Raw genomic sequence first — 18,693 nt, forward strand, 5'->3', positions numbered from 1 at the left:
AGCAAAGAGGATACACCTGTTCCCATTCCGAACACAGAAGTTAAGCTCTTTAGCGCCGATGGTACTTGGTGGGAAGCCGCCTGGGAGAGTAGGACGTAGTCACGTAATCTTTTTTTATTAGAATAAAAAAAAGAAGTGCTTTTGCACTTCTTTTTTATACTTCTCTTCTTGGAATCTCCATTTCAATAGCATCTTCTATTTCTTTTAATGTATTGTAGTCTTTTGGGTCTACAAACATGCACGTGTACCCTTCTTCTCCAGCTCTTCCTGTTCTTCCGATTCTATGGATATATGTTTCTGCATTTTCAGGAATGTCGTAGTTATATACATGAGATACTCCACTTATATCTAAACCTCTAGATGCAACATCTGTTGCTATTAAGTATTGTATATCTGCATTTCTAAATGATTTCATAATTCTTTCTCTATGGGATTGTTTTATATCACTGTGAAGTTTAGCACAGTTATATTTTCTTCTATGAAGAACTTCTTCTAACTTATCAACTCTAGCCTTGGTTCTACAGAAAATTATTCCCATGAATGGATTATCTTTATCTAATACTGAACACAATGCATCTTGTTTTTTTCTATCTGTAGTTTCAACTACATTTTGTTTTATATTAGTTAATGTTATTTCTTCTTTTTCTACACTAATTACTGTTGGATTATTCATATACTTATATGCTAATTTTTTTACAGCAGAGTCCATAGTTGCAGAGAAGCATAACATTTGACGATTTTTAGAAGTATATCTAAGTATAGTTTCAACTTCATTTCTAAATCCCATAAATAACATTTGGTCTGCTTCATCTAAAACTAAGACTTTCAATTTACTAAGATCTACAGTTTCTCTGTCTATATGATCTAATAGTCTACCAGGAGTAGCTATAACTAAGTGTATATTTCTTTTTAACTTTTTTAACTGAGCACCAATATCTTTACCACCATACATAGCTAGTAAGTTAATATCAGTATTTTCACTAAGCTTTTCTGCTTCTTTGGTTATTTGTATTGCAAGCTCTCTAGTTGGTGAAATTATAAGAGCTTGTATATGATTATCTTCAGATGATAAATTTTCAAATATAGGAAGTAAAAATGCTAATGTTTTTCCTGTTCCTGTTTGAGCTTCAGCTATTACGTCTTTACCTGATTTTATTATACTTATACTTTCTTCTTGTATAGGCGTTGGATTTGTTATTCCCATTTTTTTTAGGGTTTTTATTGTATTATCATTAATTCCTAATTCTTTAAAATTCATATTATTTACCTCACAAATATTGCTAATTTAATTACTGACAACTTAATTAATAATATCATAATAAACACATTAATACTAATTATATTATAAATTATTGACATAATTTTATAATTATATATAATATTAAAAAATACAATATGTTTAAATTTAAGTTGTAATAAAAAAAGAGTTATATAAATCTTATTATAGCTAGTAAAATAAGCATAGAACCAGAAAGCCAAGAAAGATTTATATCTATTTTCTCAATGAATTTTTTACCAAAGTATACTCCAAGAAACAAAGACATTACACCTATGAAAAATGATAACATTATAACTTGAAAATAGTTTATAGATATCAAGCTACTACCAAATCCAACTGCTATACTATCCAAAGAAAGAGCTACAGCTAAGTATATAGCTTCTTTTATGGTAAGACTTTTAGATTTATCATAATCAGCTTTAGTTTCACTGGCATATATTTCTAACACAAACTTAAAATCAAATAATTTAAAAGTTAAGGGAGATCCTATATTAGAAAACTTTTGAATGTAGGTTTTAAAAAAAGATTCAAATAGCCTAAGTACCCCAAGTGATAATAATAAAAAGAAACTAAGAGTAGAAGCTACGGTAGATGGTAAAAATTCTTTGAACAATCCCCCTAAAGATAATGAAATTCCTAAAAATAATGAACATACAAGATTAATTACTATATTTGAAGTAAATGGAATCTTTATTCTATCTGTTCCATAAGCTATACTAGCAACAAAAGTATCTATACATAAAGATAAAACTAAGATTAAAGCTTCTATCAATATATCCCCTCCTAACATAAGATGACTAGTATATATTATTAAGTAAGGGACAAATTAGTTACTGTAAGTATTAAAGACACCCAAATTAGGTGCCTTTAATTAATATTCATAATTATTATAAAACCTTTTTTTAAATGTTTCACAAGTACTATTTAAAGAATTAACTTGTATATCAGATGATTTACATGAACCACTAAAATTATATGTACAGTTGTATGCACTGCATATTATATTTTTAGGTGAAGTTTCAGTATTATCTATAGTACTATTTATTATTTTAGATGAATTTAAAGAGTCTATGAAAGTTTTGCAATAAGTTTCTGGAGTTATATTTGCATCAAAACCTTCTATATTAACTACAGATGCACTACATAAACCAGAAACATTAAAAACACAATTTATAGATAAACATTTAATCAAAAAAACACCTCCAACTAACATATAGATATAGTATTAATTTCAGTTGGAAAAAATATACTGAAAATTTAAATAGAAATTAAAAAAATATATTGCAAATACTCTTCAAATGATTTAGAATAGTAAGTCCTAAGATAAATAGATTAAATATTTAGTAGATATTTCGATTGCGCTAACTCAATGAGTTAGCTTTTTTTTATGTAGATTTTTAAAAATGTACTAGAAAAATATAAAAATATATGATATTATTTTACTTTAAATTGGGTTATAGTTATATATGATATTATAATTTTAGTTATAGTAAATATAGACTTAATCTATTTAAATTTACTTTTTTTATTTAATTTTTAATTTTTTGAAGAAATATCTACTAAATTTATATTTTATCTAGGAGGAATTACAATGAAGATAGGATTTGACCACAAGAAATATTTAGAAGAACAATCTAAGTATATTTTAGAGAGAGTTAATAATTATGATAAGTTATACTTAGAATTTGGTGGGAAGTTAATGTTTGACCTTCATGCAAAGAGGGTTTTACCAGGATTTGATGAAAATGCAAAAATAAAAGTATTACAAAACTTAAAAGATAAATTAGAAGTTGTAATATGTGTTTATGCGGGGGATATCGAAAGAAATAAAATAAGAGGAGATTTCGGTATCACTTATGATATGGAAGTTTTAAGACTTATAGATGATTTAAGAGCATATGAACTTGATGTTAACAGTGTTGTTATAACAAGATATGAAGGACAACCTGCAACAACAGTTTTTATAAATAAATTAGAGCGTAGAGGTATAAAAGTATATAAACATGCTCCAACTAAAGGATATCCAAGTGATGTAGATACTATAGTAAGTGATGAAGGATATGGAGCTAATCCATATATAGAAACAACTAAACCTATAGTAGTTGTAACAGCACCAGGACCAAATAGTGGTAAATTAGGAACTTGTTTAAGTCAATTATATCATGAAAATAAAAGAGGAAATGAAGTTGGATACTCTAAATTCGAAACATTCCCAGTATGGAATGTTCCATTAAAGCATCCTTTAAATATAGCATATGAAGCTGCAACAGTTGACTTAAAAGATGTTAACATGATAGATTCATTCCATCTTGAAAAATATGGAGTACAATCAGTTAATTACAACCGTGACTTAGAACTATTCCCTGTTTTAAAGAAAATAATAGAAAAAATAACAGGAAAAGAATCTGTATATCAATCACCAACAGATATGGGAGTTAACAGAGTTGGATATGGTATAATAGATGATGAAGTAGTTCAAGAAGCTTCAAGACAAGAGATAATAAGAAGATACTTTAAAACAGCTTGTGAATACAAAAAAGGACAAGTTGATAAAGGTGCTTATGATAGAATGAATTTAATAATGGAAGAATTAAACTTAAAGCCGGAAGATAGAAAAGTAGTAATGCCTGCTAGAGAATATAGTGCTAAGTTAAAAGAAGCTTCTAATACACCAAATGATATATGTCCTGTAGTTGCATTAGAACTTTGTGATGGAACTATACTTACAGGAAAAGCATCTGAAACAATGAATGCAACAGCTGCTGCTGTATTAAATGCTGTTAAGCATTTTGCTGATATAAATGATGATATGCATTTAATATCACCAGTTGTTTTAGAACCAATTATCAATTTAAAAGCCAATACTTTAGGAAATAGAAATGTTGCATTAAGCTGTGAAGAAGTATTAACAGCATTAAGTATATGTGCTGTAACAAATCCAACAGCTCAAGCTGCAATGGAAAAATTACCTATGCTTAAAGGAGCTCAAGCCCATTCAACAACTATGTTAAATGTAAATGATGAGCAAACATTTAGAAAATTAGGTATGGATACAACTTCTGATCCAGAATATCCATCAGCTAACTTATATCAAAATTAATATTGTATATAACCGTATTGTAAAGCATTTTGCAATACGGTTTTTTAATTAAAAATAGATAAGGAGAATATATATTGTATAGCAATAGAAAGATAATTCATATAGATATGGATGCTTTTTATGCATCTGTAGAACAAAGAGACAACAAAGAACTTAGAGGAAAGCCAGTTATAGTTGGAGGAAGTCCTGAAAGTAGAGGAGTGGTTGCTACTTGTTCATATGAAGCAAGGAAATTTGGTATACATTCAGCTATGCCATCTAAAATTGCTTATGTAAGGTGTCCACATGCTATATTCGTCCCTCCTAGATTTGATGTATATCACAAGCTTTCATATGAAATAAGAGAAATTTTTAAAAGATATACTGACATTATAGAACCACTATCTTTAGATGAAGCATACTTAGATGTTACTGAGAATAAAAAGGGAATAGAGTATGCAAGTGTAATTGCAAAAAGAATTAAATCTGAGATATATAAAGAAATAGGTATAACTTCATCTGCTGGAGTTTCTTATAATAAATTTTTAGCTAAAATAGCATCTGATTATCAAAAACCAAATGGATTGACGGTTATAACTCCTGAAAAGGCTCAAGAATTTATAGATAAATTACCTATAAAAAAATTTTTTGGTATTGGAAAGGTCACAGAAAAAACTCTCAAAATGATGGGAGTAAACAATGGATATGATTTAAGAAATATGGACTTAATCCAATTAGAAACAATATTTAAGAAAAAAGGATATGATATGTATAATTTTGCTAGGGGGATTGATCATAGACCTGTAAAGGTTAGTAGAGAAAGAAAATCAGTAGGAGCAGAAACTACGTTTATTTCTAATGTGAATTTTGATTCAGATGAATTAAATGAGCATATAAAGGAAGTTGTAAAAGATGTATATATGAGATTAAACTCTCTTAATAAATCTGGAAAAACAATAACTGTAAAAGTTAAGTATGAAGATTTTCAACAAGCAACTAAAAGACACACTTTAAAAACTCCTATATATACATATGAAGATATATTAGGAAATAGTAATATTTTAATAGAAAGAATCAAAGATAAGAACAAACAAATTCGATTGATAGGGGTAAGTATCTCAAACTTATTAGATAGAGAAAAAGAAATGTACACTACTATATCATTGTTTGATAAGTTATAACTTATTTATAGTAACAAAAATTATTTATTAGAATAAATTATTAACAATGAAAAATATTTTAAACTAAAACGTTTGATTTTACTTAGAAATATGCTATCATATGATTTAATTGTATTTTAATAAGGAGGTTAATATGGCGAAGCAAGCTACGGATTTGGGGAAAGGCAGTGTTTCAAAGTTATTATTTCAATTGGCACTACCTGCTATAATAGCACAGATAGTGAATGTATTATACAATATAGTTGATAGAATCTTTATAGGAAGAATTCCAAGTGGAGAAATTGCTATGGCAGGTGTTGGAGTAGCTTTTCCAATAATAATGATAGTATCAGCTTTTAGCGCTTTAGTTGGTATGGGGGGAGCTCCATTAGCAGCTATAAAAATGGGAGAAAAAGATAATGATGGTGCAGAAAAAATAATGACTAATAGTTTTTCTACATTATTAATAATATCATTTGTATTAACAATATCGTTTCTGATATTTAAAGAAGATATACTTTGGGCATTTGGAGCAAGTGATAAAACGATAGGATATGCTAATGATTATATAGGTATTTATCTTATAGGAACTATATTTGTACAAATAGGATTAGGAATGAATCCATTTATAAATACTCAAGGATTTGCTAAAACTGGAATGATGACAGTTATGATAGGTGCAATTATAAATATAATACTAGATCCTATATTTATATTTGGATTAAATATGGGAGTAAAAGGAGCTGCGTTAGCTACAATAACAGCTCAATTTGTTTCTGCTATTTGGGTATTAAAATTCTTAGTTGGTAAAAAAAGTGTACTAAAAATAAAGAAAAAATATATTGTACCAAGTATTAAAGTAGTTATTCCTATATTACTTTTAGGTATATCGCCATTTATAATGAATGCTACAGAAAGTTTAGTTATAATAACTATGAATAATAGTCTTGCAAAATATGGAGGAGATTTAGCAGTAGGAGCTATGACTATAATAAGTAGTGTTATGCAAATAATACTTTTACCTATGATGGGATTAACTCAAGGTGCGCAACCTATAATGAGTTTTAACTATGGAGCAGAGCAACTAGATAGAGTTAGAAAGACATTTAAGTTATTAATTACATGTTGTTTTACTTATGCAACTATAATGTGTGTAAGTATAATTGCATTTCCACAAATTTATGTATCTATATTTAATAGTAATCCAGAACTTGTGTCAATAACAGCATGGAGTATGAGAATTTATTTTGCTGGAATATTCATGTTTGGAGCTCAGATTGCTTGCCAACAAACATTCCTTGCATTAGGTCAAGCAAAAATATCTATGATATTAGCATTACTTAGAAAAATAATATTATTAATACCATTAATATTTATATTACCTATGTTTATTGAAAATAAATTACAAGGAGTATTAATGGCAGAGCCTGTTGCAGACGTGTTAGCTGCTATTACTACTGTAGTATGCTTTAGTGTATTTTATAAAAAGACATTATCAGTTAATCATTTAGGTCAAGTAAATGTGGAAATAGCTAAAACTAAAGCTGAAGAATAAAAACATTTATATAAGCTATCATAATAAGTAGTTTTTGCTCATTATGATAGCTTATTTTGTATATTAGTACTAAATAAAATTTTGATAAAAAGAAATTAATTATTATATAATTAAAAATATAAACTATAAATAGGAGGCTTAAATATGAAACCAATTATAGATTTACATTGTCATACTATAGCTAGTGGACATGCATATAGTACATTAAAAGAAAACATAGATGAAGCAAAAGAAAAAGGATTAAAATATTTAGGTGTTTCAGATCATGCTCCAGAGATGCCAGGGAGTACACATCCTTTCTACTTTGGGAATTTAGGAGTTATAAAGGAAGAAATAAATGGAATAAAGATGTTAAAAGGAATAGAAGCAAATATAATGGATTTTGATGGAAATCTAGATATCCCAGAAGATGTAGTTGGAAATCTAGATTATGTAATAGCTAGCTTACATCCACCTTGCATATCTCCTGGAAGTAAAGAAGAAAATACCAAAGCTGTTTTATGTGCTATGGAAAATGAAGAAGTTAAAATAATAGGGCATCTGGATGATAGTAGATATCCAGTAGATTATGAAAAAGTTGTAAAAAAAGCTAAAGAAACTAATACATTATTAGAAATAAATAATTCATCATTAAGACCTAATAGTTTTAGGGTTGGAGCTACTCAAAATGCACAAGAATTATTAAATTTATGTAAAAAATATAATGTCAAAGTTATATTAGGAAGTGATGCTCATATTTATTATCAAGTTGGAGCATTTGAAAATTGTGAAAGAATATTAAAAGAAGTAGATTTCCCAGGAAATTTAGTGGTGAATTATAGCGAAGAATACATAAAAGAAATATTTTTTACAAAGTAAATTAATTAATAATATAAAGAATTAAATGTTAGTGATATAATAATAGGTAAATATATGAAATTATAAACGTTTACATAGGAAGGAATGAAATTTAATGGATAACAATCAAACTATGCAAGAACTTTTAGAACAACAAGAAAAAGAAATGAGTAATCTAAAAGTTGGTCAGATAATAATTGGAAAAATAACTAAGGTATTATATGATGAGATTCGTATAGAATTAAATTATGGATTTGATGGAATTATACCAGCCTCTGAACTTTTACTAGCTAAAGATGAGGTGATATCAGATAAATATAAAATTGGCGAAGAAGTAAGTGGAGAAATAACTAAGATACAACGTAAAGATGGAGTTATATACTTATCAATAAAAAAAGCTTTTGTAGAAGCTACTAGAAAAGAACTTAAAGAAGCTTTAGATAATCATACTATACTTACAGTGCACGTAGAAAGAAGTATAGAAAAAGGATTATTTGCAAGCTATAAAACAGAAACTGTATTTATACCATTATCTCAAATAGATGTAAAATTTGTAAACAATACTGCTGCATATGTTGGTCGTGATTTAGAAGTTTACATGTTAGAAATGGATTTAAGAAGAAACAGAATAGTAGCATCTCATAGAGAGGTAGCTCAAGAAAGATTAGATGCAGAAAAAGCAGAAAAAAGAGCTAGAATAAAAGCAGAAAAAGAAGCAGAAAGAGCTAGAGTTAAAAAAGCTAAAGAAGATTTATTTAACTCACTTGAAGTAGGTCAAAAAAGAACTGGTAAAGTAAGTAAGATAATGAGTTATGGAGCATTTATAGATTTAGGTGGAATAGAAGGTTTAGCTCATATAAATGAATTAGCTTGGCATAGAATAAATTCTGTTGAAGACATTGTTAAAGAAGGTCAAGAAGTAGATGTATATGTTATAAATGTAGATAAAGAAAACAAAAGAATAGGATTAGCTATAAAAGATATAAATAATGACCCATGGAATTCTGTAAAAGAAGAAATGCAAGTTGGAGATATAATAAATGTTAAGGTATTAAAATTAATAGAAAGAGGAGCATTTGTTGAAGTTAAACTTGGAGTAGAAGCTTTCTTACCAATATCTGAATTAAGTGAAGATAGAGTAATGAAAGTATCTAACGTTGTAAACGTTGGAGATGAAATAGATGTTATGATAATAGATATAAAAAATAAAGATAAAAAAATGGTAGTTTCATTAAAAGAAGCTACAAAAGAGCCAGAAGAAGACTATTCTGAATTCTTAGAAACAGAAGATTCTCTAGGGTCTATAGGCGAATTATTTAAAGAAAAATTTAAAGACTTAAAATAATTTACTAAAAAGAGTATTTCAAAATAAAAAAGAAATACTCTTTTTTTATTTGCTATTTTAAGACCATACATAATATATGAGAAGATAGTTTATATTTTAAAATATGGTAATTTAGTAGATATATTAAAAATGAACATTATTTATAAACTTGAATACTATTAAATAAGAAGTATAATTGTTAATTTTATATATTTTTTATGGGGGGAAGGGAATGTATAGACAAGAAATTAATTATAGACACATGTTTGATGGAGTAGATTTAACAATAAAATTATCAGATGGAGCGTATGCTACTCCTATATGTTTTGATAATGGTGCAACGACACCTCCTTTTAAATGTGTAGATAAAGAAATCTTTAAGCATATGCAAATGTATGGCTCTATAGGGAGAGGAAAGGGTCCAAAATCTGAGTATTCAAGTAGGATATATGAAAAGTGTAGAGATTATGTAAAAACATTTTTTAATTTAGACAATGATGACAGATATACAGTTATATTTACAAAAAACACTACAGAAGGTATAAATTTACTTGCAAATACATTATTAAATAGTAAGTATGATAAAGTAATTACAACTAGAATGGAACATCATGCAAATGACCTTCCATGGAGATATAATGCAAATTTAATATATATTGAAGTAGATGAAAAGGGAAGATTAAATATAGAAGATATAGAAGAAGAACTAATTAAACATAATGGAGCAGTAAAATTTGTAACTGTAACGGGAGCATCAAATGTTACAGGTCATGTTAACCCAATAAATTATATAGCTAAAATAGCTCATAAATATGGCGCTAAAATAATTGTTGATGCAGCTCAACTAGCACCTCACAGGGAGATAAATATGAAAGGAACAGGAAATGATGACTCTATAGATTTTTTAGCTTTATCTGGGCATAAAATGTATGCACCATATGGGTCTGGATTAGTTATTGGACTTAAAGAAGATTTAGAAAAAAAAGAGCCATTTATAAAAGGTGGAGGAGCTGTAGATTTAGTATTTGATTATGATATTTATTGGAGTAATGCGCCAGAGAGATTTGAAGCAGGAACTCCAAACTATTTAGGTGTTGTAGCATTATATACAGCTATGAATAAATTAAAAGAAATAGGATTTGATAAAATAAAAGAACATGAAGATCTTCTTAAAGATAAATTAATAAGAGGACTTAATGATATAGATAGGGTAATCTTATATGGAGATTTAAATTGTAAAGACAGATTAGGGGTTATACCGTTTAATGTAGATGGAATAAATTTTGATTCTGTTGCAGATAAGTTATCATATATTAGAGGAATAGCAGTTAGACAAGGAGCATTTTGTGCGCATACCTATGTAAGAAGATTACTAGGAATAACAGATGAAGCAGCTCAAGATTTATTAAAACGAGATTGTAAAGCAGCTGGTATGGTTCGAGCAAGTTTAGGATTATATAATACATGTGAAGAAGTAGATGAATTTTTAAATACTATGGAATTTATGATAAATAGATCTAGAAAATTTGTAAACAATATATTTTAGAATATATGAATAAACTAACTGTTTATAAGGAAACTAATGATGAGGTGATAAAATGGATAAACATGATGAACTAATAAAAGAATTAAATAAATTTTTAAGAGGAATTCATATGGGCGCAGACTCATTTAGAGTTTATCAAGACAAAGCTAAAAGTCAAGATATAAAAAATGAATTAACAAGAATTATGTTTATATTTAGAGAGCAAGATGAAAAAGTAAGCTCTTATATAAAAAAACTTGGAGGAGAACCTAGTAATTCATTAGGAGTAGCTGGAGAAATGGCAAGCATGTTTGAAAAATTAAAAGATATTTTTATAGATAATGATAAAGAAGTTATAGACCATGCAATAAATGCTATAGATATGGGTATAAAAGGTGGAAGTAATTTAATCAATTCGTATAAAAATGAGAAGTTAGATAAAGGTATTTTTCAACATCTAAATGAAATGGTTAGTGAGTACAAATCTATAAATAACAGGCTAGAGAAATTATATAAATCTTTATAAAAATTTAAGGTATGATTTAGATGATTTAAGTCATTTAGGTCATACCTATTTTTAAGGAAAAGTTATTAAAAATTATTTGAATCTTTAAATTATTAAAATCGTAAATATTTATAGAAATATTTATAAGGTATAGCTATTATTAATGTAGTGAATAAGTAAATTCAGAAAATTTTATAAAAAAGAGGTGATAAATTTGCAGGGAAGAATAGATTTAACAGAAGGAAAAATAATAGATAAACTAGTAAAACTAGCACTTCCTATAATGGGAACATCATTTATACAAATGGCCTATAATATGGTGGATATGATATGGGTAGGAAAAGCAGGCAGTAGTGCTGTAGCAGCTGTTGGTACAGCTGGTTTCTTTCCATGGTTAGCAATGGCATTTGTTGCTATATCTAGGGTAGGCGGAGAAGTTCAAGTAGCACAAAGTATGGGGAAAAATGATATAAAGGAAACTAAATCTTATATAAAGGCTGCTATAGAGGTAAATATCATATTATCTTTAGTATATACATTAGTACTATTAATATTTAAAGATAATTTAATAGGGTTTTTTAACTTGGGAGATGCAAATGTTATATCAATGTCTAAAAAATATTTGGTTATAGTTGCATTAGGAATGATATTTTATTTTATAAATCCTATATTTACAGCTATATTTAACGGTATGGGTAATAGTAAAGATCCATTTAGAATAAATACAATAGGACTTATAACTAATATAGTACTAGATCCACTACTTATACTTGGATTAGGCCCTATTCCAAAGCTTGGAGTAGAAGGGGCAGCGATAGCAACGGTATTTTCACAATTTATAGTTACAATGTGCTTTATAATTATGATTATAAAAAGAAATAATGAGTATTTTAAAATGAAATTTTTTAGAAAGATAAGTTTAGACTATTATAAATCATTATGTAAATTAGGTATGCCTGTAGCTATACAAAGTGGTATGTTTACTATATTCTCAATGTTACTTGGAGTAATAGTAGCGTCATGGGGACCAGTAGCTATAGCTGCACAAAAAGTAGGATCTCAAATAGAGGCTATATCATGGATGACTGCTGATGGAATTGCTGTGGCACTAAGTAGTTTTGTAGGGCAAAACTATGGAGCAACTAAATATGACAGGATAAATAAAGGATTTAAGATAACTTTAGGTATTGCAACTATTTTAGGAATAATAACAACTTCAATTTTGATATTTGCTGGTAAACAAATATTTACTATATTTATAAATGAAGCTGATGCTATAAAAGAAGGTGCTAGTTATTTGAAAATTTTAGGGTATTCACAACTTTTTATGTGTGTAGAGATAATAACAGCAGGAGCATTTAAGGGGATAGGTAGAACTTATATACCATCAATCATATTGACTTTATTAACAGGAGCGAGAGTACCTATGGCATATTTTTTATCAAAACCAGAAATATTAGGATTAAGTGGTGTTTGGTGGAGTATAAGCATATCTAGTATAATAAAAGGTATATTGATGATAAGCGTATATTTATATTTATTAAAATTTAATAAGCTTTATAAAAACTCTAGTCATGATATAGATACAAAAACTGTGTTAAGATAAGTATATAAATTAAGTGCCGATTAAATTGATTGGCACTTTTTATTTTTGAAATAAAAAATCATATAAATAGTAGGTAAGTTAGTGGTATAATAGAATCTTAAGTAGTAAATTTGATTTTACTTATTCAAAATAGTTAATAATAAATATATATGACATATAAGTAGGTGATTAAATGACAAATAAATTTTTACCAGTATGTAAACAAGATATGATTGATAGAGGATGGGAACAATTAGATTTCGTATTAGTAACAGGAGATGCGTATGTAGACCATCATAGTTTCGGAACAGCTATAATATCTAGAGTATTAGAAAATGCAGGATACAAAGTTGGTATAATAGCACAGCCAAATTGGAAAAGTACAGATGATTTTATGAAATTAGGAAAACCAAGATTAGGATTTTTAGTTAACTCTGGAAATATGGACTCTATGGTTAACCACTACTCAGTAAGTAAAAAAAGAAGAGATAAGGATTTATACTCACCGGGAGCTAAGATGGGTCTTAGACCAGATAGAGCAGTTATAGTTTATTGTAATAAAATAAGAGAAGCATATAAAGATGCAAAAATAATAATAGGTGGTTTAGAAGCTAGTTTAAGAAGATTTGCACATTATGATTATTGGAGTGATAGAGTAAGAAAATCTATACTTTTAGATAGTCAAGCAGATTTATTAGTTTATGGTATGAGTGAAAGACAAATTGTAGAAGTAGCTAATGCATTAAATGATGGTTTTGAACCAAAGTATATAAGACATGTAAATGGGACTTGTTATGTTGCAGATAGTAAGGATGAAATATATGATGATTATGTAGAAATACCATCATTTAAAGAAGTTTCTTCAAATAAAGAACTTTATGCTAAGGCATTTAAAATACAATATGATGAACAAGATCCATACAGAGGAAAAGTTATAATACAAAGACATGGAGATAAGTATTTAGTTCAAAATAAACCGGAACCACCACTAAATAGAGAAGAATTAGATGCAGTTTACGCACTTCCTTATGCTAAGGATTATCATCCAATGTATAAAGCTATGGGTGGAATACCAGCAATAGAGGAAGTTAAATTTGGAATAGTTAGTTCAAGAGGATGTTTTGGTAGTTGTTCATTTTGTGCAATAACATTCCATCAAGGAAGAGCTGTGCAAAGTAGAAGTCATGAATCTATATTAGAAGAAGCTAAATATATTACAGAATTAGAAGACTTTAAAGGATATATACATGACGTAGGTGGACCTACAGCAAACTTTAGAGATGCTGCTTGTGAAAAACAAATAACTAAAGGTGCTTGTAAAAATAAGCAGTGTTTACATCCAAAGCCATGTAAAAACTTAAAAGTGGATCATACTGACTTTTTAGAGCTTCTTAGAAAGGTAAGAAGTTTACCTAAAGTTAAAAAGGTGTTTGTACGTTCAGGTATTAGATATGATTATGTAATGGCAGATAAAAATGATAAATTCTTTAAAGAACTTGTTGAACATCATGTAAGTGGACAGTTAAAAGTTGCTCCAGAACATATAGCAGAAGAAGTATTACAATATATGCAAAAGCCAGCAGGAAATACTTATGATAAATTTAGAGAAAAGTTTTTTAGATTAAGTGAAAGAGCTGGTAAGAAGCAATACATTATACCGTATTTAATGTCTTCACATCCAGGCTCAACATTAAATTCAGCTATAGAACTTGCAGAGTATTTAAGAGATACTAAGTATCAGCCAGAACAAGTGCAAGACTTCTATCCAACACCTGGAACATTATCAACTACAATGTTTTATACAGGATTAGATCCATTAACTATGGAACCTGTATACGTTCCAAAATCTAAACATGAAAAAGCTATGCAAAGAGCATTACTTCAATATAGAGCTCCAAGAAATTATGAATTAGTTCATGCAGCTTTAGTTGAAGCAGGAAGAGAAGATTTAATAGGATTTGGACCAAAATGCTTAATAAAGCCTAAAGGAGAATATTCTAGAAATAATCACTACAATAAAGAAAAATCTTCTTCAACAAAATCTTCAGGTAGAAAAAATAACAGAAATGATAATAAAGGTAAACGTGGAACTAAAAACAATAGAGATAATAAATCTAGAAATGATAGAAATAATAATTCAAACAAACAAAGAAGAAAGAAAAGATAGATATAAAAGCCTGTTTAATCAAACAGGCTTTTATTTATATAAAATTGAGTATAATATATTTAAAATATAATTGAAAAAGTTTTCTTATATTCAACTTAAAGAGTTGAAAATTGACATTTTTTGATACATTACTTATAATAAAAATTATGACTAAAAATGAAAAAATAAAAAAATATAGAGAATATTATACTATGTAAACAAGTATAAAATTTCAACTTAAATCTATAGAAATATAAAATCTTAATAGAAAAGGAGGTTGATTGAATGGGAAATAAGCTTACCATAAAAACAATAGTTGCTATAGGAATTGGATCGGCGGTATTTATGATATTAGGGCGTTTTGGTTCTATACCAACAGGAATACCAAATACAAATATAGAAACTGCATATGCATTTTTAGCTTTAATGGCACTTATGTATGGTCCACTTGCAGGTTTTTTAATAGGTTTTATAGGACATTGTTTAAAAGATGCTATATTTTACGGATCACCATGGTTTAGTTGGGTTATAGCATCAGCTGTAGTTGGATTAGTAATAGGTCTTATATATAAGAAAATTAATATTAGTGGAGGCGAATTTAATAAAAAGGAAATAATAATATTTAATATTACTCAAATTATTGCAAATGCACTAGCATGGTTTGTAGTAGCACCAACACTAGATATATTAATTTATGCAGAACCTGCATCTAAGGTATATTTACAAGGTATTTTGGGTGGAATTGGAAATATACTAACAGTAGCAGTTTTAGGAACTATTATAATAAAGAGCTATGCAAAAACTAAGATACCAACGGGTAGTTTAGATAGAGAACTATAAAAGGAGATTCGTATGAAAAAGAAAATAATAGAATTTAAAGATTTTACTTTTAAATATAGAGTTCAAGCTAAACCTACTTTAAAAAATATAAATCTTACAATATACGAAGGTGAGAAAGTATTAATAGTAGGTCCGTCGGGTTCTGGTAAAAGTACTTTAGCTCATTGTATAAATGGACTTACACCTTTTTACTATCAAGGAACTAGTACGGGTAGCTTAAAAATAATGGAAAAAGAAGCAAAAGATATGGGTATCTTTGAGATATCAAAGATGGTAGGAACAGTACTTCAAGACCCTGATAGTCAATTTATAGGTTTAACGGTAGCGGAAGATATAGCTTTTAAATTAGAAAATGATTGTACGCCTCAAAGTAAGATGAAATCTATGGTGAAAAAAGTGTCAAAATTAGTTGGTATAGATAAACAACTAGATTCATCTCCATATAGTTTATCTGGAGGGCAAAAACAAAGAGTTACTTTAGCTGGAGTTACAGTAGATGATGTCGATATATTATTATTTGATGAACCTCTAGCGAGTTTAGACCCGGCAACAGGTAAAAATGCTATAAAACTTATAGATAAGATAAAACATGAAACTGATAAAACAATAATTATAATAGAGCATAGATTAGAGGATGTTCTTCATTGTGATGTTGATAGAATAATAGTTATGGATGAAGGTATGATAATTGCTGACATGAGTGCAGACGAATTGATTTCATCTGATGTATTAAAGAAAAGTGGTATTCGTGAACCACTTTATATTACAGCTCTTAAGTATGCAGGTGTGAATATAACTCCAGATATAAAACCTGGACATATAAATACTATAGATACAAGTAAGTGTAAAGAAAGCCTTGAAAAATGGAATAATCATAGTGAGGTTGATAAAGTTAAAAAGGAAAGCGAAACTTTACTAGAATTAAAAAATATATCTTTTAAATATGAAAAAGATAAACCTATTTTAAATGATATATCATTTAAAATAAATAAAGGTGAGATGGTAAGTATAGTAGGTAAAAATGGAGCAGGTAAATCTACTATATCTAAATTAATTTGTGGTTTTTATAAGCAAACTAGTGGAGAAATAATTTTAAATAATAGAGATATCACTAATGATTCTATTAAAGAGCGTGCGGAAAAAATTGGAATAGTTATGCAAAATCCTAATCAAATGATATCCAAAACTATGATATATGACGAAGTTGCATTAGGTCTTAAATTTAGAGGTTTCAAAGATGAGGATATAAAAGAAAGAGTATATGAAACATTAAAAATATGTGGATTATATGAGTATCGTAATTGGCCAATATCAGCACTTAGTTATGGTCAGAAAAAACGTGTTACAATAGCTTCTATTTTAGTATTAAATCCGGAAATAATAATTCTTGATGAGCCAACAGCTGGACAAGATTTTAGACATTATAATGAAATAATGGAATTTTTAGTTGAGTTAAATAAAAAAGGTGTAACTATAATAATGATTACACACGATATGCATTTGATGCTTGAATATACTAATAGAGCTATTGTTTTAGCTGATGGAAAGAAGTTAGATGATGATACTTCAGCTAGTATATTAACAAATAGTGAAGTTATTAAACAAGCTAATTTAAAAGAAACTTCTATTTATGAATTAGCAGTTAGGTGTGAATTAGATAATCCACAAAATTTTGTAAATAAATTTATTGAATATGATAGGAGGATTAGAAGAGTATGAAAACAACAATGCTATCATATATAAAAGAAAATTCACCTATCCATAATTTGACAGGTGCTACAAAATTAATATTTTTTATAGCTTGGTCTATGTCATCTATGATAACTTATGATACAAGAGTTCTTATAGGTATGTTAATTTTAAGCCTTATAATATTTAAAATATCAAGGATAAAATTCAAAGATGTAGCATTTGTTGTATACTTTATTTTTTTCTTTATGATATTAAATAATATTGCTATATTTATATTAGGACCTTATCAAGGTGTTGAAATTTATGGAACTAGAACGGATTTACTAAAATTAATAGGACCATATACTATAACAACAGAGCAGTTATTTTATCAATTAAACTTTAACTTAAAGATATTAGCAACAATACCTATGGCCTTATTATTTATAGTTACTACGGACCCTAGTGAATTTGCAGCATCATTAAATAAACTAGGTATAAATTATAAAATTGCATATTCAGTAGCAATAGCTCTAAGATATATACCTGATATACAAAGAGATTATCATGATATATCTTATGCACAGCAAGCTAGAGGTATAGATATGTCTAGAAAAGAAAAACTAAGTAAACGTCTTAAAAATATTTCATCTATACTTATGCCTTTAATATTTTCAAGTTTAGAGAGGATAGAAGTTATAAGTTGTGCTATGGAACTTAGAGGATTTGGAAATAAAAGAAAACGTACTTGGTATAATTCAAGAAAATTTAAATTAAGTGATTATATAGCTATAATTTTAGCTATATTAATCTTGATAGGATCTTTATATATAACATTTAAAAATGGAAACAGATTTTATAATCCATTTATATAAAAAAGTTAACTCAAGGTAATTTATTAATTACTTATGAGTTAACTTTTTTTATTTTTATTTGTTAGAATTATAATTATTAAAATTTATAGGAAATTACTGAATTAATAAAATTAATATATTGTATTATTGTAGCAGGTAAAATAGATACGGTTATAGTTTCAGAACCAACATTAAGTGCACTATTAAGTAAAAATGAAAATATAAATTTAAAATATTATAAATCTTATATAAAAAATAATTAAATTAATGGAGAGATATAAAAATATTAATTTTGTTAAGTTATATATTGATAAATTAGGAATATAAACTAAA

Annotated in this window: 15 protein-coding genes and 1 rRNA gene; 13 read left to right on the forward strand and 3 right to left on the reverse strand. The window is 27.6% G+C overall.

Annotation, left to right across the window (positions count from 1 at the left end):
* A 5S ribosomal RNA gene (gene rrf, locus ABFX13_RS13770) occupies positions 1–105 on the forward strand; the annotation flags it as partial.
* Positions 106–154: 49 nt separating this feature from the next.
* On the opposite strand, the gene ABFX13_RS13775 is transcribed toward rrf, so the two are convergent.
* The 3 genes from ABFX13_RS13775 to ABFX13_RS13785 all read right to left on the reverse strand — a co-directional run bounded on the left by ABFX13_RS13775 (position 155) and on the right by ABFX13_RS13785 (position 2,471).
* A complete protein-coding gene (locus tag ABFX13_RS13775; RefSeq protein WP_346046988.1) occupies positions 155–1,258 on the reverse strand; it encodes a DEAD/DEAH box helicase in 1,104 nt (367 codons plus the stop codon).
* Between the two features lie 169 nt (positions 1,259–1,427).
* Positions 1,428–2,051, reverse strand: coding sequence for a sporulation membrane protein YtaF (gene ytaF, locus ABFX13_RS13780; protein WP_346046990.1), 624 nt, complete (start codon positions 2,049–2,051; stop codon positions 1,428–1,430).
* A gap of 99 nt (positions 2,052–2,150) precedes the next feature.
* On the reverse strand, positions 2,151–2,471 hold the full coding sequence (locus ABFX13_RS13785) for a DUF1540 domain-containing protein (RefSeq protein WP_346046992.1): 321 nt from the start codon (positions 2,469–2,471) through the stop codon (positions 2,151–2,153).
* A 399-nt stretch (positions 2,472–2,870) separates the two neighbouring features.
* Between ABFX13_RS13785 and ABFX13_RS13790 the strand changes: the two genes are divergently transcribed.
* The 12 genes from ABFX13_RS13790 (at position 2,871) to ABFX13_RS13845 (ending at position 18,381) form a co-directional block, all read left to right on the forward strand.
* The gene (locus ABFX13_RS13790) at positions 2,871–4,379 is read left to right on the forward strand and encodes a DUF1846 domain-containing protein (RefSeq protein ID WP_187006895.1); all 1,509 of its coding nucleotides are present in this window, start codon (positions 2,871–2,873) and stop codon (positions 4,377–4,379) included.
* Positions 4,380–4,450: 71 nt separating this feature from the next.
* On the forward strand, positions 4,451–5,539 hold the full coding sequence (dinB, locus tag ABFX13_RS13795; protein ID WP_428833883.1) for a DNA polymerase IV: 1,089 nt from the start codon (positions 4,451–4,453) through the stop codon (positions 5,537–5,539).
* A 133-nt stretch (positions 5,540–5,672) separates the two neighbouring features.
* Positions 5,673–7,073 (forward strand): MATE family efflux transporter, encoded by a 1,401-nt coding sequence (locus ABFX13_RS13800; protein WP_346046997.1) that lies wholly within the window; start codon positions 5,673–5,675, stop codon positions 7,071–7,073.
* 144 nt (positions 7,074–7,217) lie between these two features.
* Positions 7,218–7,931 carry a phosphatase gene (locus ABFX13_RS13805; RefSeq protein WP_346046999.1) on the forward strand — a complete coding sequence of 238 codons (714 nt, stop codon included), beginning with the start codon at positions 7,218–7,220 and terminating at the stop codon, positions 7,929–7,931.
* 94 nt (positions 7,932–8,025) lie between these two features.
* A complete protein-coding gene (locus tag ABFX13_RS13810) occupies positions 8,026–9,255 on the forward strand; it encodes a 30S ribosomal protein S1 (RefSeq protein ID WP_346047001.1) in 1,230 nt (409 codons plus the stop codon).
* Positions 9,256–9,466: 211 nt separating this feature from the next.
* Entirely contained in the window at positions 9,467–10,780 is a 1,314-nt protein-coding gene (locus ABFX13_RS13815; protein ID WP_346047003.1) for an aminotransferase class V-fold PLP-dependent enzyme, read from the forward strand.
* 52 nt (positions 10,781–10,832) lie between these two features.
* A complete protein-coding gene (locus ABFX13_RS13820) occupies positions 10,833–11,285 on the forward strand; it encodes a DUF2383 domain-containing protein (RefSeq protein ID WP_346047005.1) in 453 nt (150 codons plus the stop codon).
* Positions 11,286–11,478: 193 nt separating this feature from the next.
* Entirely contained in the window at positions 11,479–12,870 is a 1,392-nt protein-coding gene (locus ABFX13_RS13825; protein ID WP_346047007.1) for an MATE family efflux transporter, read from the forward strand.
* A gap of 172 nt (positions 12,871–13,042) precedes the next feature.
* A complete protein-coding gene (locus tag ABFX13_RS13830) occupies positions 13,043–15,016 on the forward strand; it encodes a YgiQ family radical SAM protein (RefSeq protein WP_346047009.1) in 1,974 nt (657 codons plus the stop codon).
* 264 nt (positions 15,017–15,280) lie between these two features.
* Entirely contained in the window at positions 15,281–15,835 is a 555-nt protein-coding gene (locus ABFX13_RS13835; RefSeq protein WP_147548084.1) for an ECF-type riboflavin transporter substrate-binding protein, read from the forward strand.
* 12 nt (positions 15,836–15,847) lie between these two features.
* On the forward strand, positions 15,848–17,554 hold the full coding sequence (locus ABFX13_RS13840; protein ID WP_346047011.1) for an ABC transporter ATP-binding protein: 1,707 nt from the start codon (positions 15,848–15,850) through the stop codon (positions 17,552–17,554).
* Complete coding sequence (locus tag ABFX13_RS13845) at positions 17,551–18,381, forward strand: energy-coupling factor transporter transmembrane component T family protein (protein ID WP_346047013.1); 831 nt, start codon at positions 17,551–17,553, stop codon at positions 18,379–18,381. The genes ABFX13_RS13840 and ABFX13_RS13845 overlap by 4 nt, the downstream gene beginning before the upstream one ends.
* Positions 18,382–18,693 lie beyond the last annotated feature (312 nt).

Source organism: Paraclostridium tenue, from assembly GCF_039521565.1.
Lineage (GTDB): Bacteria > Bacillota > Clostridia > Peptostreptococcales > Peptostreptococcaceae > Paraclostridium > Paraclostridium tenue.